Source organism: Microbacterium sp. A8/3-1 (assembly GCF_040267695.1).
Taxonomy (GTDB): domain Bacteria; phylum Actinomycetota; class Actinomycetes; order Actinomycetales; family Microbacteriaceae; genus Microbacterium; species Microbacterium luteolum.
Map to the genome: position 1 here is coordinate 2,154,771 of NZ_CP158357.1, position 19,469 is coordinate 2,174,239.

A 19,469-nucleotide genomic window follows, 5' to 3' on the forward strand; every position below is an offset into this window, starting at 1 on the left:
CTGCCAGTACTTCAAAGGGTCTCGTCCAACCGGGCTAAATGTAGTTCCTCGGGACGTTGTGAACGGGTGAGCTAGCGAAGACCTCCGGGCAGGATGTGGGTTACCACACTCACATTCCGAACACGGAGGTCTTCATGACTCACGCTAATGCACCCCTGACGCCTGTCGGTCGGGCTCGTCTGGCCGTCTGGATCAACACCCAAGGCTGGTCGGTCCGCCGGGCGGCGGAGCGGTTCCAGGTGTGCCGGTAACGGCATCGAAGTGGGCCCAGCGAGCCCGCTCGGGGTCCTCGATGACGGTCACTCCTCGCGTCCTAATCACGGTCCTACGCGCACCGCGCAACGCCTCGAGCGGCGGATCATCGCGTTGCGGTTCACGAGACTACGCATACTCAAATCTGGTCAGACGGCCATGTAGGTGATGGCTTGGCAGCAATACGAAGCACATACCGATGTGCGCGTGGGCGCCTCGAGCATGGGCAGCCGGATCTCTACTTCCCCAGCCGGACTCGTGACCCGGGGCAATGAGACGACGGCTATTCGGCGAAGGCGGTTGTGCTTAGCGTAGCGGGTCGAGCACGATGCGTCCTCGGAACCCGCCTGCGTCGAGTAGGCGGTGGGCTTCGTGGACCTCGCTCAGTGGCATCAAAGTGTGTACGCGCGGGGTGAGCGCGCCAGTCGCCGCGGCATCGAGTAACTTCTTGAGCAGTTCCCCGTCGGGAGCCGCCATTACGGCCTGCGTGCGGATGCCTCGGAGGGGCTCCGGTACGGCCACCGGGATGACCCCCACATAGTCTCCGCCATCGCGTACGCTCGCGAGCGCTTCGTCTCCGATGGCTGCAGCATCGAGCACTGCGTCGAACAAGGTGTCGCCGGGAAGAGAGTCGGTGAACAGCGCGCCCGTGCGGCCCACCGAATCGGCGTCTGCCGCGCGGGCAAGGCCTGTCACGGCGAACCCGAGGCCGCGAGCAAGCTCGATTGCATAGCCGCCTACGCCGCCCGCAGCACCCGTGACCAACAGACGACGACCCCCTGGGTCACCGAGCAGCGCGAGTGCCTGATGTGCCGTGGTGGCATTGAGCGGGATGGTCGCCGCGAGGTCGGAGCTCAGAGACGCGGGAATGAGCGCGCAATCATCGGCGGCTATTACCATCCGCTCTGCGTAGGGTCCGTACGCCCGGTCGACACCTCCGATGAGGGCAGCGACACGCTGCCCAACAACGAGTGTCGAGACGCCTGGGCCGCGCGCCACGACGACGCCAACAGCATCCCATCCCAGGCCCACGGAAGTCGCTGAGACCCATCCGAGCTTGTGGTAGATGCCGCTGCGGGTCTGAGCGTCCACGGGGTTCACTCCCGCCGCCTGCAGCGTTAGCAGTACCTCCCCCTTGCCCGGCACAGGGTCGGCGAGATCGACCAATTCGATGGCTTCCGGTCCTCCGGGATTTGTGACGATTGCTGCGCGCATCGAGCAGTCCTTTCGTTTGAGTGTCAAAACTGCAATGCTGGTCGAACTACTCTCCGACGGGAAGTAGGCACCCGCAGGTGCGTTAGCCTCCAGAGGCGGAACAACATGCCAACTCAGACCGCACGGCAGCGCAGACTCGATGCGAAGGTCGCGTACGACGCATACCTCGCGACCTGCCCCAGCCGACAGCTGCTCACGACCCTGTCAGACAAGTGGGTGGTGCTCGTGCTGAGTGCTCTCCACGACAGACCCGCGCGCTACTCCGACCTTCGCCGTCGGATCGCCGGGATCAGCCAGAAGATGCTTACACAGACGCTGCGCGGCCTCGAACGTGACGGGCTTGTGACGCGCACGGTGATCGCGACGGTCCCAGTCACAGTGACGTACGAAATCACTTCCCTCGGGGTGTCGCTCCACAATGTTGTCGCCCAGCTCAAGTCCTGGGCCGAGGGCAACATGCGATCCGTGACCGCCGCGCGTCTGGTCTACGACGCGGCCGTAGGCAAGGTCTGACCTGACACGTAGCGAGCAAGGCTGGCGCCCTCTGCTTCACTCAGAGAATACTGCGGTGCTGCAAGTACCCCGTGATCGCGGCCTTTGCTTCGGTCGCTCTCCTCTCTCGATCCTCTGGGACCAGCGTCGACACTCCGATCATGAGGCCGCGAAAGACCAAGATGCTGGTTTCCGTCACAGCGTCGATTCGCGTTTTCGGTATAGAGGGGTTGCGTCGTTGAATCACATCTGCGATTCGTCCAGCGAATGCGTCTTCCATGGGCTGCACAGCGCCGGAGAGCAACTCCGGTACGTCCTTGCGTGCGAACAGGATGAGGAAAGCGGGGTGCTGCACGTTGAACGCGATCAATGGGTCAATGATCCGTTCAATGACCTCTGGCAGGGGAAGTGCGGCTAGTTCGTCACCGAGTTCGCTGAAGGTGCCTGCCTGGCTGACCACAAGTTCATTCACGTACCTCTGAGCTAGGGCTGACGCGATCGCGGCCTTGTCGCTGAAGTACTGATAAAGGGAGCCCGGGGAAATCTGTGCGCGTTCCGCGATCGAGTTGGTCGTTGCTCGGTCATACCCGACGGCAGCGAACTCAGTCGCCGCCGCGTCCAGTACGAGCGCCATCCGAGCAAGACCGCGCCGGCGACGTACCGGGGTTGGCTGAACCTGGTCGTCCCTGGGCCTCTTCATGGGACAACGTTAACCATGATCGCTTTTGTGAGCAAATACTCGTACTATCAATTTACGAGCTTTTACTCACATTGGAGCGAGATGAATCAACGAGGTTGGTCGGGTGTTGTCGTGCGTCGTCGGTGGTGGGTGCTGTCCGTTGCGGCGATTGTTCTCTTTGCGAGCGCTGTGGTCGGGGTGGGGACGATTGAGGCCCTCTCTTTGAGTCGGTTTGCCGCGGCTGGTTCGGAGTCGGACCGCGCTGCGCGGCTTCTGGCCGACCAGTCCGGCACGGGAAGCCCCAATGTTGCCCTGATGGTGATTCCCCAGGAAGGGTCCGTCGACGATGCCGATGTCGCCGCCGAAGGCTCAAGGCTCACTGAACGCTTGGGTTCATGGCCGGGTGTCACGGAATCGTGGTCCTACTGGACTGAGAGCGCATCGATGCTGCGAGCGGAAGATGGTTCCGCGGCGTGGGTTCTCGCGTATGTCCCCGGCGATGCCGACCGGGTTCGTTCGGAAATTCTGCCCGGGTTGGTCGAGGAGTTCACTGTCAGCGATGGGCCTGTGCGCGTGGTCGTAGCGGGGGCTGACGAGGTCTTCCGAGAGGTGGCCGAGCAGTCTCGCTCCGACTTCCTTCGTGCCGAGCTGATCATTCTTCCCCTCGTGTTGCTCCTGCTGTGGGCGATCTATCGCCGGTTCCGCGTGGCTCTTTTGACCCTCGTGCTCGGGTTCTTCGCGGTGTTTGGATCACTTGCCATACTCCGCGGGGTGACGGCGTTCGCGGAGGTGTCGACTTTCGCCTCGAACATCGTCCTGGTCCTCGGAATCGGATTGGGGGTCGATTACGGGCTGTTCATGATCTTCCGCTATCGCGAAGAGCTGCGCCGCACCGATTCGATCCCCGATGCGATCGCAGCGACGCTCCGCGGCGCCGGCCGCACGGTGTTCTTCTCGGGCTTGACTGTCGCGGCGGCGTTGGCGGTGCTGTTCGTTTTTCCCTACCCGTTCCTTTCGTCGTTCGCCTACGCCGGGATCGCCGTAGTCGTCGTAGCGGTGGCCGCCGCGTTGATCGTGCTCCCCGCGGCCTTGGCAGTCCTGGGAACCCGAGTGCTCCCCCGGCGTCCGCGCAAACGACCCCTGGAATCGGGGATCTGGTACCGGGTTCCCGCCGCAGTCATGCGCCACCCCGTCCTCCTGGGCGGAGCGGGACTCATCGTCGTCCTCGCACTCGCCGCCCCCGTGGTCGGAGTCGCGTTCGGAGTGGCCGACGACAGAGTCCTCCCAGCGACGGCCCCGGTGCGCGACGCATACAACCTCGAGCGGGAGGTGTTCGCGGGGCAGGACTCCGACGCGTTGCTCATCGTCAGTGACCAAAAGGTCACTGACGATGACCTGGGCTCATATGCAGCGGCGCTCTCTCGAGTCGAGGGAGCCCTCCGCGTCGACACCCGCGAAGGATCCTACGTAGACGGTGCGCCCGTGGACGGCAATCCCAGTGCACGGTTCAACATGTCTGACCCGGGTACCTGGCTCTCGGTCATTCCCTCCTCCGCGGCCCTAAATAGCGATGTCGCCGGACTGGTTCGAGACGTTCGAGCCGTTGATGCTCCGGCCGACGTGCTCGTCGGGGGTTACCCCGCAGAGCTCGTGGACTACCGGGACGGAGTCACATCGTATCTGCCCGCGGTGGCTGTGCTGATCGTGCTCTTAACGTTTATTGTGCTGTTTCTGATGACCGGGTCCGTCGTCGTGCCTCTTCAGGTCTCCGCGTTGAACCTTCTCAGCATGGCGGTCATGTTCGCCGTCCTCGTCTGGGGGTTCCAGAACGGCGGCCTCGCATGGCTGACCGGCTTTACACCAACCGGGTCTATCGAACCCAGCATCCCGATCCTCATGTTCTGCATCGCCTACGGACTGTCAATGGACTACTCCGTCTTCCTCGTCGCCCGAATCAAGGAAGAGCACGACCGCACCGGTGACAGTTTCGGATCCGTGCCCCTCGGGATCGCGAAATCGGGCCCCCTGGTCACCGCCGCCGCAGTCACCCTTGCCGCCTCGTTCCTCGTTTACGCGACCGGCCAGGTTGTCTTCCTCCAGCAACTGGTTATCGGAATGGCCGTCGCGGTCCTCGTCGACGCCACCCTGGTCCGCGCCATCCTCCTTCCCGCACTGTTCCGCGCATCGGGCACCGCAACATGGTGGGCGCCCAAACCCTTGCGCGCACTCCACGCCCGCTTCGGCCTCAGCGAATCCTGATCGGAAACCCACATGATTGTTCTCGTCACCGGCGCGACCGGTCTACTCGGAACCGCCCTCATCGAGGAACTCACCCGTTCAGGACACACCGTTCGCGTGCTCGTTCGAGATCCCTCCAAGCTCATGGCGACCGTCCCACACCTTTACAGCAATCTCGACATCGTTACGGGTAACATCACCTCCCCAGACATCTGGAACCGGGCACTACCCGGGGTAGACGGTGTTATCCACGCGGCTGCCTTCTTCCGCGAATATTACGAACAGGACGCCGACACAACCGTCCTCCACGACACCAATGTGACAGCGCTCACCACCCTCATCAGCGCCGCCGAACAGCACGCCGTCCCCGTCATCGTGCACACCAGTTCCACCACCGTCCTCGCACCAGGAACCCTCGCCCATCCAGCAGGCCGAAACTCACCACAAAACTCAGACCGACGCAACCTCTACCGCGCCAGCAAAGTCGACGCGGAAACAGCCGTACAGAACTACGTCCGTGACGGAGGAACCGTCCGAATCCCGATGATCCTCCCGGGCTGGATGTGGGGACCAGCCGACACCGGCCCAACAGCCGCGGGTCGTCTCTACCGCAGCATCGTTCGACAACAGATAGCCGCCATCCCACGAGCGGGCAATCACATCGTCGATTCCCGAGACGTTGCCCTCGGCGCCGTGCGCGCGCTCGAACGCGGCACAAGCGGCGAACGGTACGTCCTCGCAGGCCGTTGGACGCCCCTGCCGGACGTCGCCGCACTGATCGCGGACACCGAACAGATTCCGCACCCTCGCACCATCCCATCCAGCATGGCCATGCTTTTTGCCGGCCTCGTCGAATGGCTCGCTCGCACACGCCGAACCACACCCGCCACCACCCGAGCAGCAGTGCGCGTTCTCCTTGACGGTCATCACAACCGCATCGACTCGACCGACGCGCTAAAAGAGCTCGGCATCACCTTTCGGCCGTTGGAGGACACGATCAGCGACATCGCGCACTGGCACCACAAAACCGCTCACAATCCTCCCGACAACCACATCTAGAACGACTCAAGAAACTCCGAGTGCGCGACGCAACTGCCCCCGCAGGGACCTCGTGACCCATCCGGGGATCCGGGCGCGACGTCCAACTCCCACTTCGATACGAAGTGTCGCGCACAAGCGCTCCCGATCGCGCGCATCAAGGTGGATACACGCCTGATCGGCGCGGGAGGTGTCGTCGACCCCGAACCGTGTGACGAGTCGGGCAGACATGCCGCCCGTATCATCGATGCTCACCAGACACTCAAACGAGCTGGTCTGACGGAACTGTTGGCGGCAGGCGATGAAGCAATGACAAAAAAGATAGGGCGATGACGCAAATTCAGCTCAATCCGGAGGACGTTCTTCCCTACGCGTCCGCTCTGTTGGAGTTGCAGCACGCCGCGTATGCCGTGGAAGCGGTGCTCATCCAAGACAACCGCATACCGGCGTTGCACGAGAAGCGGACGACCTCGTGGCAGCCCAACTCCACTGGCTCATCGAAGTAGAAGCCGAACAAATCGTCGGTGCCCTCGGCTATGACACTAGCGACGGTGTCGCGGTGATCGACCGCCTCGTCGTGGACCCCGGGCATCATCGGCGGGGCACCGGGAGACGGCTCGTCATGCGGTTCCTCACAGAAGGTGACGGTGGCGGTGCCATCGTCTCGACGGGACGGGAGAATGGTCCGGCTCGCTGGCTGTATGAGACGGCTGGCTTCATCCATGTCGCTGACCGAGAGGTCCTACCGGGCCTTGTCGTGAGCGACTACGCCACCGCATCGGTCACCAAGAACACGCCCGGGATCTACGGAGGTGGTCGCTGAGCGGCGGTATTCCGCAAGAGCTCCGTGCCGCTAGTTGCCGGCACGAGGACGCTGCGGAGATCCTCGTGCTGCACGGTGGGCGGGCGGCAGGCGAGCGTCGTTTCTCGGCCGCTATCGCGATCAGAAGCTAGACGGGGAGGGTGAAGCGTTCCTTTGTCCGGCGGGATCCTCCCACCCGCTCGTAGAAATCGATCACCGCGGCGTTCCATTCAGGGGTTTGCGATTGGAGCTCCGCGTAGCCGCGGGAAGCGGCCGCCGCCCGAACTGCATTGAGGAGCAGCTTGCCGAGGCCCCTCCCGCGATGCGACTCCGCTACATATAGACAGTCCAGAGGACCGAACCGCTCACCCGTCTATGTCGCGACGTCGGATGTGAGCGACGCGTGGCCGACAGGGACATCCCAACGTTCTGTTGAGTCCAGCTCGCCTCGATAGCGAAATCGGTCCCGCCGATTGCGGGACGTGTCACGGCGATGTCGTAGACGGGCGCGCTGCCATTTTTCGACGCGCGCGATATGCTTTGGCTTTGGCCTTGTCTCCGCACTCGCGCATGCCGCACCATCGCCGATTCGCGTTGCGCGAGATGTCGATGAAGACGCGGCTGCAATCATAGCCGACGCATACTGGTGGAATCTCTGCCGGCGTCCGACCGGAACTGGGCGCTCCGCGCCGGGGGCATTCTCTACTCCAGATCGCGCGGCTCACCGGGTGCGGGCGCAGGACGATCGCGGAACTGGCGAGGACCGGGCCAGGGCACCGATCGCAGATCACCCCGGGAACGCTACAGCGGATACTCGAATATCAGGTCCATGCCTGAGCCGGATATCGCTGGCCCCTAACCCGTCGGGAAGACGGATCGCACGCCGTTCGGGCTTCACGGGACAACGACATGTACGCTCAACGAGGCTGAGCCGACCCGGGCACCCATCGACGCGGACTCTGGTTCGGAATTGTCTCCCTCTCCACCGCGACGAGGGGCGTCGCTGCCGTGCTCAATCGCACCAGCACCCGCACTAGGTGTGAGATGGGCACAGGAAGTGGGGAGCGCCGGCGATCCCAGTTTATCGAGATCGCGCCGTCATGCTGATCGAAAGGGTGGCCATGCGAGCAAGGTTGGCGGTGTACTCGGCGGCGGCGGCGTCCACAAGCTCGTCGAGTCGATCGAGCTCGCCGGTCACGACGTAGAAGCCGCGTCCCGGGACGACGGCACCGAGCTCCATGAGCAACGGTGCAAGGTTCGCCGTGGGCGCCAGAGCATGGGTGAGGTCGCCTCCTGTGTGGACGGGGATCGAGATCACGCCCGCGAGCCCGTTTGTCGGGTATCGATCGAGGAAGGTTTTCAGGAGTCCGGTATAGCTTGCTTTGTAGGTCGGCGAAGCAAAGATCGCAAGGTCGCTCTCCGCCACACGAGTGTTCAAAGTGTCCATCGTCACCGAAGGCCATCTGAAAACCTCATCAACGTGATCTGCGAGATCGATCACTTCGAGGTCGTAAGAACCCGGTGTCAGCAGCCTTTCGAGCAGAGCCTCTGCTACCGCTCGGGTTCGGGACCGGGGTTTCGGGTTTCCGACGACGATTGTCGCTGTCAGTGCCATTGCACGCCTCTCAGTGGGTGTTCCAAGTCACCGGCAGCTGGCTGGCGCCGCGGAACACCCAGCCGGTGAATGTCGTCTCGCGGCGGGAATCGATACGAAACCCGGGAAGTTCGTCATAGAGCAAAGGCAGGGCGACCTCGCCGATGGAGATACGCGCGGCCCAATGTCCGGCGCAGAGGTGCACTCCACTGCCGAAAGCGAGATGAGGTGTTTTCGTCCGGCCCAAGTCGAACGTGCCCGCATTGGCGATGGACGCCGGGTCGCGGTTCGCGGCTCCGACGACGACACCGATTGACGCGTCGACCGGCAGCTTCACTCCGCCCAGGTTCGTGTCGACTGTGGTCTGCCGAGGGTACATTCCGATGGGTGAAATCCATCGGATGCTTTCATCGAAAACGACTGGCCAGAGGCCCGGATCAGCACGCACTGCTGCGAGCTGATCCGGGTGCCCATCCAGGGCGAAGACCGAGGTCGTGATCGCATGCTGCGGCTCGTTCATTCCGCCCGAGATGGCGAGCTTCACGTTGGCAGCTATGTTCTCTCGCGGTAGTCCGCTGTTGCTTAACGCGGACAGGATTGAGGAATCCGGGGTCGCCCGGTAGCGCGGGATTAGCTCGTCGAGCGCAGACTCGATTTCGGTTTGTGCCTGTTCGGATCTCGCCCAGATCTGTGCGTCGTCTTCTAGGTTGGAGATTCCAGCGATCAATGAGCTCGACCAGCGGCGCATGTCCTCCGGCGTGGCCTGCGGGATTCCGATGAGGTCGATCAGGTTCTGCGAGGCGACCGGGGCCGCGAAGTCCTGGTCGAGGTTCGCCGCATCGGGCCCCTTCTCCAAGAGAACAGCGAGGTAGCGGCGGGCAGTTGCCTCAAAGATGGGCTTCCATGTGGTACGGAGCGAGCGAGGCCGCAGCGTAGGGTTAATAGCGACTCGATCGGCGGCGTGTTCGGGGTCATCCTTACGCAACATCGGTCGACCGCCGAGCGCCCGTTCCATCGTCGCGCCCGGCCCAGTAACCGAAGCGGTGAAAGTCTGCTGATCGTTCTCGATCGCGTTGCAGAGCTCGTATGAAGTCACAAGGTAGCGGCGGAGCGCTGGCACCCACGCCACCGGCGACTCCTCGATGAGGCGACGGTAAGTCGGGTACGGGTCCGCTGCCATAGTTGCTGGATCGACCCAGTCGGCAACGGGAGCCGCGGTCATCGCTCTTCCAGGGCGTCGACAACCGTGGGCGCAGACCCTGTCCCCCGATGAGAGGGCAGCTCCAACTCGAACTCCGAGAATGGACGGACTAACTCGCGGACCGTTTGAATCGCTCGGGCCGCTCGCGGTTCGGGGGTCCATTCGCGCGTGACCTGGCTAACCTGTTCGATGTGGGTGCGGCCCACAACCACATTACGGTGATGGACGCCGTCAGGGAGAAAGCCCGCACCGGCGGCGAGCAGTTGTTGCCCCGAGATAACGATAGCCCTCGCGTTATTAACTACTAGGCCTCCAAAGTTCACGACGCCGCTCAGAAAGCTGAGGACGTCAGCGGCAGCGACTGAAGCGAGAGGGTTGAGATGGGCGGGTCCATAGGTCTTCATTGTCGTTCCTCCGTTTCGCCCGACATGTCAAGAGCACGGACGTCGCGCGCATCCATGATCCAGCGGGCGGTCGCGGCGATACCCCCGAATGTGTAGAAGTGCAAGGCGATCTCGCCGTGCCGCGCGCGCGAGTATCGTTCGCTGATCGCCGCCACCAGACGATCAGGGCCGGTCGTACCCAGTAGGCCGGTTAGCGAGAGGCCGTAGCTCCGAACCACCGCCGCCGAGGAAGCGACGCCGAACCGACGTGCAAATCGGAGAAGCTGGTTGACTCCGGCGGGCCCTGGAACGCCTATACGGATCGGTACTTGGACTCCGGCTTTGCGGGTTCTTTCGATCCAACCGAGTATCGCATCCGCATCAAAGGAGAACTGGGTGACAATGTCCGCGCTGATGCCCTGCTGCCGAAGCAGGTCCAGTTTTGTCGCGAGTTCGCTTACCAGGTAAGAAGGATCGATCTTGGGGTGACCTTCGGGGTACCCGGCGAGCGAGACTGCCTGCACGCCAAGGTCCGCGAGCGACGTCGCCCTGAGCAGCTCAGCCACCGAGGCGAACGGGCCCAGCGGCGACGCCGGATCGCCTCCGACGAGTAGCAGATTGTTCGCGGCCCCGACAGAACGAAAGGCGCTGAGGTGCTCCTGCAGGTCTTCCTCCGATCGCATTCGGCGAGCGGCGATGTGCGGAACTGGAGTAAGGCCGAGAGCGACTACCGTCCGGGCTGCTTCAATCCGGATGGCCAAGTCCTCTCTGGCGAGAAAGGTGATGTTCACTCGGGTGCCATCGGTCAAGAGGTGACGTGCCGCGACGAGCGCCCCGGCGTCATCTCCCGTCATCTCCAGCGAGCTGCCTGCCAATAGCTGCTCGCGCACTACGGCCGCGACGGTTGGGGGGCCGTCAGCGGCGGGTATCGACATCGGCATTCCTTGGAAGCTCGAGGTAGGGGAAGGGCGCGACCGTCGTCCGAATCTCCTTGATACGCCCGCCATAATCGCCCCAATGCAGCACTAGCTCGGTGCCGACCTCGGTTTCAGCCAAATCGATGGTCGCCTGGGAGATCATCTCGCGCGAACTATAGCTGTAGACCGCCGCAGATGAGATGCCGACCGGAACGCCGTTCTTGGTGATCAGATCTGCATGTCCGCCTGCCGGAGCCTGCGGCGTCGACGGGAACTCGATGTAGGCGTACTCCTCCCCCGGACGCAGATAGGAGGCAAAGACGTCGAGCACGTCGTCGGCGTTCCATCGCAGGATGACGGTCTTGCGCCGCCGGTTTTGTACCTCAGCCTCCACCGCGGCTCGGCCGATGAACTCGTGATCGAACTTCGCCATCCAGGACCAGTTCACCTCGCTCGGCGTGCGGAGGCGGGCGCGGACGTCAGTTGGGTCGATGCTGCCCGAGAACTCATGCGTGAGACTCAGTGCGAATTCGCTGTTGCGGTAGTCGGTATCGGTATACACCGATGAGACGAAATGAAATCCCATCTGCGGAAAACCTCCCTCGGTGTGGTTCACCGGATAGGTGCGGTAGCCCAGCCTGGTAATGCCAAACTCCTGGCCGATGCGGTACAGGGCGTCAAACACCGCGGGCCCGTCTTCATACGCGCCACGAATCTCATAGGCAATGCTCCCCGTCATACCGATGCGCCCCAGCTCCAGCTCGATGCCCTCGGCCCCAGCGACTTCGATGGGTCGCGTGCCGAGAAATGGCAGTTCCCTGATCTCTTCCCCCGCCGCAGCGGCCACGACCTCGACTATCGCGGGTCCGGCGAGCTGCAGGATGAAGATGTCCCGCCAGGAGAACTGCACCTCGAGCCCATCTGCGCCATGCTGCTGGGCGTAAAAGGCTGGCCATGGCAGCGCCGCGAGCAGTCGGAAGCTGTCCTTGGAGTCGCGAACGCTGAGTCCGTGACTTACGATCAGGCCTTCTTCGTCAGTCATCACGAGGTGCTTTGAGGTGCCCAACGACCAGTTGTTGACGTTGTTGATGGCAAGCTTCGAGAGGAACTCTTGAGCACCGGGCCCGTGGATTGTTAGTTCCATGGGCCCAGCCAGGTTGATGGCCAGATAGCACCCCGTCTTCCAGGAGAGTGACTCCTTCTTCCAGCCGTCACCCTCCCAGATGTTGAGAGATCCAACGTCGTTAACATACGTATGAATGTCGGAATAGTCGGGAACGGCGCCAATGGAGCGCTGTGGGCGGATTGATTCGTGTGTCATCATCGTCCTTCGTCAGAGCTAGCTCGCGCCATGGGCGGAGCCGTCGCGATGGTGGCCCGGATAATTGTCTGGCGGTGTGGTGGCACAAACGGGTTCGACGCCCCGCCGTCGGGATCGCCCCAGACAAGCTCCACTTCACGTCCATCAATAGCCTCGGATACGTCGACCCTCGCGATCGAAGTCCATCCCGCAAGGTTCACGGTGTAGCCGTGCATGCGCGCGATACCGATCGTGTGCCCATCCAGCCGCACTTCGTCGTGGGGCAGCATCGTTGTCGGGATCTCGAGCGGTTTGGCTCGATCGTCCCCATCGACGTAGGAGCTGCCGATGACACGAGCGGCATCATCCCGGTTCCAACTGAGCCAGACCTTGGTGCGGTTCGGCTCGGCGCTTAGCCGTTCGAGCGCCGCCCGACCGATGAAATCGTGGTCGAACCTCACGAAACGCTCCCAGCCGAAGTCCCAGGGTGTGCCGTAGTAGTCCTCGATGCGATCGGAGCGGAAGCTGCCATTGATGGGCACCCAGTTCTCAGTGGAGTATGCGCTCAGCCACTCACGGTACGGACGCATGTTCTCGCCGAAGATGGCGGGGATGGGCAACGGCACCCAGCCGGACTCCACCGCGGCGGACAGGTAGGCCAACGCGCCACCTCGCAGCAGGCCGAACGGGGCGCCCGCCTGGAGGATGGCGGCAAGGAACGCTTCCTTCTCCTCCATCGGCCCGAACAGTTCGAGGCCCGAAGCGTCGTCTCCCGGAGTTCCCCCCATGGTGTGGTTGAGGACACCTACCCGCAAACCGCCGATGAGGACCTCGCTCATCGCGAAGAACGGGATACGCTCAACGTGCCCGCCGTGCGCGCTCTCGAGGATCTTCCAGGCCCAGGGCCCCTCGAGTTCGAACCGGTACATGCGCTTGGGCACTGGTCCGTCGTTCCCGCGATCCTCGACTTCGATCTGGACGTCATATCCGCCAAGCTCTGCCTGATATCTCAACCAGTTCGAAGCGATCTCGTTGCCGGTGACGACCACTGCGTCCTCGGCCAGCCCGAAGAGCAGACCGTCGGCGATAACGAAGCCATCCTCGTTCACCGCCAAATACTGCTTGGCCTTTCCCGGCCCGAAAGTTGCGAAGCTGTTGACAGCAGTGTCGCTGAGTAACCGTACGGCGTCAGGCCCTGTGATATAGCAGTCGGTCATGTGGTACGACTGATCGAACAGAACGGCTGTCGTCTTCGACGCACGCTGTTCCTCCTGCCAGTTCGTGTACACCGGTGGATACGGGAAGCTGGTGTAGGGAGGCATCGGGGCACTCAACATGGCCACGGCCGATCCGGCAGCATCAAGCCTCTGTTGCAGGGTTGTGAAATTCATCGTCGTCCTTCCAACCTCAGCGAGGGCATTCTGTTCTCGTGAAGCACCTTCTGAGCGAGCTCGGCTTCGAAGTCGCCGTCGATGAACGCTCGATGCTCGTCGTGGGTATGCCAGGGATAGTCGTCGCCGTACAGGATGCGGTCGGCGCCGTAGGTGTGCACTGCGAGCGGGATCGCGGCCGGAGTGTTGGTCATGGAGTCGACGTAGAAGCGAGTTCGCAAGTACGCCTCGACCGGCTGCTCAAGCTTCACGGGGAAGTGATGCTCGTAGCGGGAAACTCGGCCAACCACATACGGCACGACTCCACCGAGGTGGTGGTGGAGAATCTCTAGCCTGGGGTAGCGGTCAAGCAACCCTGAGACGATGAGGGAGAAGGCAGCGGCGCTGGTCTCCCACATCCACCCCGCACTGGAGTCGATGATCGGGATGAGCCCCTTGTCGTGAATCATCGAGTTGCTCGCGGGATGCAGAAAGATCGGCAGCCCGAGCTCGTCGATGCGTTCGAATATCGGCCAGCTTTCCGGCTCGGCAACGGGCCTCCCCCCAATGTTGGAGAGCAGCAAAACGCCGCGCAGATCGAGTTCGGCCACGCGGTCGAGCTCTTCGAGGGCCGCGTCCGTATTCTGCCAGGGGAGGGTAGCGATGCCGGCGATTCGTCCGGGATAGCGATCCTGCGCAGCGGACAGCTCGCGGTTGAGTAGGGACGCCGTTTCGCGAGCTTCGGCGAGATCGAGCAGAGCGAGCTCGGCCACCATGTTGGGGCTCATCGCCGCGGCGTGGATCCCCGCGTCGTCCATTGCCCTGATCTGTTGGTCGAGATCCACGAAATGAGACGCGATCTCATAACGCCAGGCCCCGGGGCTGTCCCCCATCTCATAGAGGTAGCGTCGGCCATCACGCCTCTCCGCACGCGGGTACCTGTCTTGATCGCGGCCCGAGACCAGGTCGAAGTACGCAGGCGGGTACCAGTGCGCCTGATGGTTGACGATCATCAGAACGCCCGCAGGTTCTCGCGCAAGGTGGCCCCGGAATAGGAAGTGCGCACGACGCCGAGGCGCTGCAGCTCAGGGACCAGTTCATCGACGATACTCGAAACAAAGCGCTCGTTTCCCACGTCATTCGACAAGATCATGATGCCGTCGCCGCCCACCTCGTCCATCGCGGCGACGAGGTTGGCGGCGACCTTCTCGGCCGGGCCGGCGATCCCGATCTCGTCCGACCCCTGAGCCATCATGGTGAGGCCCTGGCGAAGGGTGACTCCCATGTCGCGACCCCAGGTCTGGAGTTGGTTCATCATGCTGGTATGCCCCATCGCCGTGACGCCCTCGGGCATCGGGTTGTCGAGGTCGTAGTTGCTGAGGTCGAGGTCGAAGAAGGTCGACCACCACGCGACGATGCGCACGAACTCGCTATCGCTGAAGCTACGATCCACGGGGCCGCCACCCTGAGTGATGTACGCCGGCGTTGCCCAGAAGATCTTGAGATCGTCGGGGTTGCGCCCATGAGACTTCGCCCGTGCCCTTAGATCGGAACGCAGCGCCTTCATCTCTTCGATGCCGCTTCCGGTGAGCGCAAAGACCGCATCGGCGTGCTTGGCTGCGAAATCGCGACCGCGGTCGGACGCGCCAGCCTGTGCCAGCACCGGCCGCCCCTGCGGCGAGCGCAGGGTGTTGAGCGGCCCGCGACTTCTGTGATACTTCCCGACGTAGTCGATCGCATGCACCTTGGATGGATCGATATAGGTGTTGGTCTCCTGATCGATGACGAGCGAGCCCTCCTCCCAGGAGTCCCAGAGGGCCTTAGCGAGTTCAACGAACTCGTCCGCGCGATCATAGCGTTCAATGGGTGAAGGCAGAGCGTCCATTCCGAAATTGCGGGCCGCATCACGCTCACTTGAGGTGACCATGTTCCATCCCACGCGCCCGCTGCTGAGCGAGTCTGCCGTCGAGAGTGCTCTAGCAAGCAAGTATGGGGGGTAAAACGACGTGGATGCTGTGCCGATCAGGCCGATGCGCTCCGTCTGCCCCGCGAGGTAGGGCAGCAATTGCAGCGGGTCGTGCTTCGGCGTGTAAATGGCGAACTTGAGGTCGGCGTCCATCGAATTCTGGTAGACCCTGGAGACGTTGACTGAGTCTTCGAAGAACATGAAGTCGAAGAAGCTCTTCTCGAGTCGTCGACCGAGTTTGGCGAAGTGCTGTCCCGTCCACCAATCGTCTCCGTGCGTACGATCGCTCTCCGCGCGCCACGCGGGTGGGCCGAACTTCGTGAAATAGCCGAGGTGGAACTTTGTGTGCGCCAATGCCTGCTCCATCTGTCGTCAGATTATGCGAACGCTACTTTGCGTTCGCTTTCGGCGACCATAGCCAGTGGAGCGCCAGCGTGTCAAGGGCGGATCCTCTGCGTAAAGTTGAGTCGATGAAGAACTCGAGCCGGGTCGCCGAGCCCCAACAGGATCGCAGTCGCGAGAGCCTTGAACGCGTTATGGAGGCTGGCTTAGAGGTGCTCGCTGAGGGCGGATGGCAGGAGTTCACTATCGCCCGCGTGTGCGAGCGGGCCGGGGTCTCCGTGGGCATGATCTACCGCCGGTTCCACGGACGTGAAGACCTGCTGATCGCGCTGCAGGACCGCTGGCTAGAGTCAGCTGCGGCCGGCGTTGCGGCCCTCCTCTCCGACGAGCCGGTTTGGGCGCGCCTCGGACCGCGTGATGCACTACACCGCGCGATCATGGCATTCATCGAGGTCATGCGAGGCGAAGAGGACCGCACCCGGGTGCTGGGCGCGCAATCGGCCCTCGACTCTGAGATGCTGGCACGCCTAGCCCGCATTAGCCATGCGTACAGCGATTGGTTTCGCACGGTGATGCTCCGCTTCAGCGACGCCATGCCGCATGACGATCCAACTGCCGCCGCCGATTTCACATTTCGCATGGTGTTCGACATGACGATCCGGCGCATCACGCACGGCGATGACTATGCCACCGGATCGAGTGTCGGCGACTGGGATCGATTCGGGGAACGCCTCACCGACGTAGGCACGTCGTACCTGTTTCCGGCTCAAGCGGCGGACGATCCCATCGTTGCTCGCAAGCGTTAACCGCTGGCGCCCTGGGGCTCGATCACGGCGGCTACGCGTCACAGTTGATCAGCGGAGACACGTTTTTCCGGACGTCAACGCCGTCCCGACCGCTCAATCTCGAAGAACACGAAAGCGCCGGAATGTTCATACCCGCGGATATCTCGTTTCCATGATTCAAGCGCGGTGATCTCCCGATGGGCATACGGTAGAGACCCTACTGGCGACAGTCGCCGCCCTGAGCTGTCGACCGAGCTACGTGCCATTGAGGGATACTCCAGAATCTCACTGACGCCCTGAAGGGTCTGCCCGCCGCAACGATCGACTTTCGCTCTCGAGTAGCTGCTCCCTACGTCCGTGAGGGCGGTCCTCAGGAGTCACGATCGAATAGTCGCGCGCCGAGATCACTTTCGAGCGTCCGGAACTGTCACGACTACACGTTCGAGGGTGATCCGCGTCGCGGAGGTCGCTCGTAACGGCGGCCTATCTTGCGGCGCGCAGACGGAGATGATGCTGTTCGCACTCCCGGTGATAAGGGCGAGCGGCATCCGGCCCCGGTACCTATGCGCTCGGCCATGATGTCGGGATCGTGCTCGACTACGAGCACCGAATTACCTCGGCCCCTTAGGGTCCCTCGCCTGGCACCGGCCCATGACAACCGCCCGCACCGGCGCCGACAAATACACGAGGTGCGCCGCCGAAGTTGCCACAAAGCTCGCCCCCGACCTCCAGGCAGGCCCCCTCGCGCCGGTGTTCGATGACGCCGCAAAAGTATCTCCGTCACGCGCCCGCCCATGGACGCGCGCTTCGAATGCGTGTTACAGACCGATGAGCGTGGTGTTTCAAGTTCGTTTCAGTACTGGAGCTACTGCACAAGACGATGGGTCATGTGTTTCTATCCGTATCCCGGATCTGGCATCTCACAAGCCACGCAACTCCTGAGAAAACTCGACTCAACGATCCGGAACGGAGCTACGGGCCGCAACCCATCGCCCTAAAAGTGGTTTGCGATTCGGACTACGTTTGCGACGGCCCGACGCAACGGTTGCTCGAGCGCGTGCCAGAAACGATCGTTAACGGCGCGCAGAGGTCCCGCGGCACGCTTAGTCACCGCAAACGTCGGCCACAGAGGCTCGTCGCGTCAATCGCGAGTACATGTACATATCGCGCGGTTGGCCACCCACCTGTTTCCAGGCGCGGAGTAGACCCTCACGCTCGTAGCCCGCCTGTTCAGTTACACGCCAAGAGCCTTCGTTCCAGGGCTCGACATAGAGCTCCACGCGATCGAGTTCCTCGAGCGTGATTGCCCATGACGTGAGGGTCGTCAGTGCATCCCTTGCGAGTCCCTGGCGTCGCCGCGAGCTGGCGATCCAATAGCCGGCGCTGGCCCGACCGGACCCGCCCGGGATGAAGAAGAGTCCGATGTGCCCGACCGCGATGTCGTCATGATCAGCGATCGCGAACGCGTAGCCAGCTCGGTCGTGAAGGCGTTTGTGTTGTCGTTCGATGAAGGCCAACGCTGCCAGCTCATCCGAGTTCGTTGGCACGCTGGTCAGCTGAGGAATTAGGGGGTCCTGCGAGGCCTCAACGACGATCGCAGTATCCGAACGGCGCCATGCCCGAAGTGTGACCTTCTCACCGGTCAGCGTCGGCAGGGACGGCACGCTCGAAGTCATCCTTCATGGTGGCATGCGAGTTTGCGCAGCACGAGGAACGGTGCAGCAGACGGCCTGCCGGAAACGATCGTTTTCGGCGACGGGCCGCTCATCGACCTGTGAATCGCGGCAGTAGATGTCGCATTCTTCGCGGTGAGGAATGTCACGTGTGGTGCTCGACCTGGCGGCGAAACAATCGTTTCAGGCACGCGGTGAGATGATCGGGTCATGCGCGCTATCCGTGTCAACGCCACAGGCGGCCCTGAAGTCCTGAGCATCGAGGACATTCCCACGCCCGAACCTAGCGAGGGACAAGTCCTCATCGATGTCGAGTACGCCGGTGTCGGCTTCGTCGACACGCTCTTCCGCGACGGAACGTTCCCCCTAGCAGTGCCGTTCACGCCGGGTATTGAGGTGTCCGGCCGTGTGAGGTCGATAGGTGCAGGTGTCGCAGGCTTCGAGCCTGGCGACCCTGTCGCTGCTGTTCTCAATGACTTCGGTCGCGGTGCTGTTGCGGGTGGCTACGCCGAATCAGCTCTCGCATCGGCCGACCTCGTCATCCCACTGAACAGCAGCATCGACTCGGCGATCGCTGCCGGATCGATGGTGAACGGCGCGACCGCCTGGATCGCGCTGCATCGGTTGGCAGGTCTGACCGAGACCGACACCGTGGTGGTGCTTGGCGCGTCCGGAGGAATCGGCTCGGCAGCCGCGCACCTGGCCCTCGCTGCCGGGGCGACCGTCATCGCCGTGGTCGGCAGCGTCGAACGCGGCGAAGAGCTCCGAGCAGCCGGCGCCAAGGTCGCGCTCAGGGCGCAGCTCGAGCAGGACCTCGCCAGCATCGCCCCTGAAGGCATCACGGTGGTCATCGATCCCGTCGGAGGGGTGGCGCGGCAGGTTGCCATCGATGCGTTGGCTCCGTTAGGTCGGCTCGTCATGGTCGGCACCGCGAGCGGCAATGACGTACAGCTCTCCACCGACCTGATTTGGCACCGTTCCCTGCAGGTCTCGGGGATCAGCCTCGGCGGAATCGCCCACCTCCACCCCTCGCTCGTCCGCCAGGGAGCGCTCAGTGCGCTAGAGGTACTGGCGAACCGGCCCGTGATCGCACGCCTCGACCAAGCCGCTCACGTCCACGCCGCGCTCGCCACCGGGAGAGCACCCGTCAAGACCGTCCTCTCCGTTACCGGACCATAGGTCCGGCGGCGCGCCAACGGGCCGGCCGCGCACGATCCCTGAA

18 protein-coding genes and 1 pseudogene are annotated in these 19,469 nt (G+C 63.0%); 7 read left to right on the forward strand and 12 right to left on the reverse strand.

What is annotated here, in order from left to right; genetic code table 11:
• Positions 1-134 precede the first annotated feature (134 nt).
• Positions 135-381, forward strand: a pseudogene (locus ABS642_RS10610) (leucine zipper domain-containing protein); the annotation flags it as partial.
• A 177-nt stretch (positions 382-558) separates the two neighbouring features.
• Here the strand turns inward: ABS642_RS10610 and ABS642_RS10615 are convergent.
• The gene (locus tag ABS642_RS10615) at positions 559-1,467 is read right to left on the reverse strand and encodes an NADP-dependent oxidoreductase (protein WP_350353311.1); all 909 of its coding nucleotides are present in this window, start codon (positions 1,465-1,467) and stop codon (positions 559-561) included.
• Positions 1,468-1,572: 105 nt separating this feature from the next.
• Here ABS642_RS10615 and ABS642_RS10620 point away from each other — a divergent pair, with 105 nt between their 5' ends.
• A complete protein-coding gene (locus ABS642_RS10620) occupies positions 1,573-1,980 on the forward strand; it encodes a helix-turn-helix domain-containing protein (protein WP_350353312.1) in 408 nt (135 codons plus the stop codon).
• 40 nt (positions 1,981-2,020) lie between these two features.
• Here ABS642_RS10620 and ABS642_RS10625 read toward each other — a convergent pair whose 3' ends face one another.
• Positions 2,021-2,659, reverse strand: a complete 639-nt coding sequence (locus ABS642_RS10625; protein WP_350353313.1) for a TetR/AcrR family transcriptional regulator — start codon at positions 2,657-2,659, stop codon at positions 2,021-2,023.
• A 177-nt stretch (positions 2,660-2,836) separates the two neighbouring features.
• Between ABS642_RS10625 and ABS642_RS10630 the strand changes: the two genes are divergently transcribed.
• The 3 genes from ABS642_RS10630 to ABS642_RS10640 all read left to right on the forward strand — a co-directional run bounded on the left by ABS642_RS10630 (position 2,837) and on the right by ABS642_RS10640 (position 6,737).
• Positions 2,837-4,897 carry an MMPL family transporter gene (locus tag ABS642_RS10630; RefSeq protein WP_350353423.1) on the forward strand — a complete coding sequence of 687 codons (2,061 nt, stop codon included), beginning with the start codon at positions 2,837-2,839 and terminating at the stop codon, positions 4,895-4,897.
• A 12-nt stretch (positions 4,898-4,909) separates the two neighbouring features.
• Positions 4,910-5,935, forward strand: a complete 1,026-nt coding sequence (locus ABS642_RS10635; RefSeq protein WP_350353314.1) for an NAD-dependent epimerase/dehydratase family protein — start codon at positions 4,910-4,912, stop codon at positions 5,933-5,935.
• 451 nt (positions 5,936-6,386) lie between these two features.
• A complete protein-coding gene (locus ABS642_RS10640) occupies positions 6,387-6,737 on the forward strand; it encodes a GNAT family N-acetyltransferase (RefSeq protein WP_350353315.1) in 351 nt (116 codons plus the stop codon).
• A gap of 127 nt (positions 6,738-6,864) precedes the next feature.
• Here the strand turns inward: ABS642_RS10640 and ABS642_RS10645 are convergent, their stop codons facing one another.
• The 9 genes from ABS642_RS10645 to ABS642_RS10685 all read right to left on the reverse strand — a co-directional run bounded on the left by ABS642_RS10645 (position 6,865) and on the right by ABS642_RS10685 (position 15,813).
• The gene (locus ABS642_RS10645) at positions 6,865-7,068 is read right to left on the reverse strand and encodes a GNAT family N-acetyltransferase (RefSeq protein WP_350353424.1); all 204 of its coding nucleotides are present in this window, start codon (positions 7,066-7,068) and stop codon (positions 6,865-6,867) included.
• A 133-nt stretch (positions 7,069-7,201) separates the two neighbouring features.
• Positions 7,202-7,507, reverse strand: coding sequence for a CGNR zinc finger domain-containing protein (locus ABS642_RS10650; RefSeq protein ID WP_350353316.1), 306 nt, complete (start codon positions 7,505-7,507; stop codon positions 7,202-7,204).
• Positions 7,508-7,797: 290 nt separating this feature from the next.
• On the reverse strand, positions 7,798-8,331 hold the full coding sequence (locus ABS642_RS10655) for an NAD(P)H-dependent oxidoreductase (RefSeq protein WP_350353317.1): 534 nt from the start codon (positions 8,329-8,331) through the stop codon (positions 7,798-7,800).
• Between the two features lie 10 nt (positions 8,332-8,341).
• Positions 8,342-9,532, reverse strand: coding sequence for a cytochrome P450 (locus ABS642_RS10660; protein WP_350353318.1), 1,191 nt, complete (start codon positions 9,530-9,532; stop codon positions 8,342-8,344).
• Between the two features lie 379 nt (positions 9,533-9,911).
• Positions 9,912-10,829 (reverse strand): methylenetetrahydrofolate reductase, encoded by a 918-nt coding sequence (locus ABS642_RS10665; RefSeq protein ID WP_350353319.1) that lies wholly within the window; start codon positions 10,827-10,829, stop codon positions 9,912-9,914.
• Positions 10,810-12,132: a hypothetical protein gene (locus ABS642_RS10670; protein WP_350353320.1), complete on the reverse strand. Its 1,323-nt coding sequence runs from the start codon at positions 12,130-12,132 to the stop codon at positions 10,810-10,812. The genes ABS642_RS10665 and ABS642_RS10670 overlap by 20 nt, the downstream gene beginning before the upstream one ends.
• On the reverse strand, positions 12,132-13,502 hold the full coding sequence (locus ABS642_RS10675) for an aminomethyl transferase family protein (protein ID WP_350353321.1): 1,371 nt from the start codon (positions 13,500-13,502) through the stop codon (positions 12,132-12,134). Before ABS642_RS10675 ends, ABS642_RS10670 begins: the two co-directional genes overlap by 1 nt.
• A complete protein-coding gene (locus tag ABS642_RS10680) occupies positions 13,499-14,494 on the reverse strand; it encodes an amidohydrolase family protein (protein ID WP_350353322.1) in 996 nt (331 codons plus the stop codon). The genes ABS642_RS10675 and ABS642_RS10680 overlap by 4 nt, the downstream gene beginning before the upstream one ends.
• Entirely contained in the window at positions 14,494-15,813 is a 1,320-nt protein-coding gene (locus ABS642_RS10685; RefSeq protein WP_350353323.1) for an NtaA/DmoA family FMN-dependent monooxygenase, read from the reverse strand. Before ABS642_RS10685 ends, ABS642_RS10680 begins: the two co-directional genes overlap by 1 nt.
• A gap of 104 nt (positions 15,814-15,917) precedes the next feature.
• Here ABS642_RS10685 and ABS642_RS10690 point away from each other — a divergent pair, with 104 nt between their 5' ends.
• A complete protein-coding gene (locus ABS642_RS10690; RefSeq protein ID WP_350353324.1) occupies positions 15,918-16,595 on the forward strand; it encodes a TetR/AcrR family transcriptional regulator in 678 nt (225 codons plus the stop codon).
• A gap of 1,082 nt (positions 16,596-17,677) precedes the next feature.
• Here ABS642_RS10690 and ABS642_RS10695 read toward each other — a convergent pair.
• A complete protein-coding gene (locus ABS642_RS10695) occupies positions 17,678-18,250 on the reverse strand; it encodes a GNAT family protein (RefSeq protein ID WP_350353325.1) in 573 nt (190 codons plus the stop codon).
• A gap of 207 nt (positions 18,251-18,457) precedes the next feature.
• Between ABS642_RS10695 and ABS642_RS10700 the strand changes: the two genes are divergently transcribed.
• Positions 18,458-19,426: a zinc-binding dehydrogenase gene (locus tag ABS642_RS10700; RefSeq protein WP_350353326.1), complete on the forward strand. Its 969-nt coding sequence runs from the start codon at positions 18,458-18,460 to the stop codon at positions 19,424-19,426.
• Positions 19,427-19,469 lie beyond the last annotated feature (43 nt).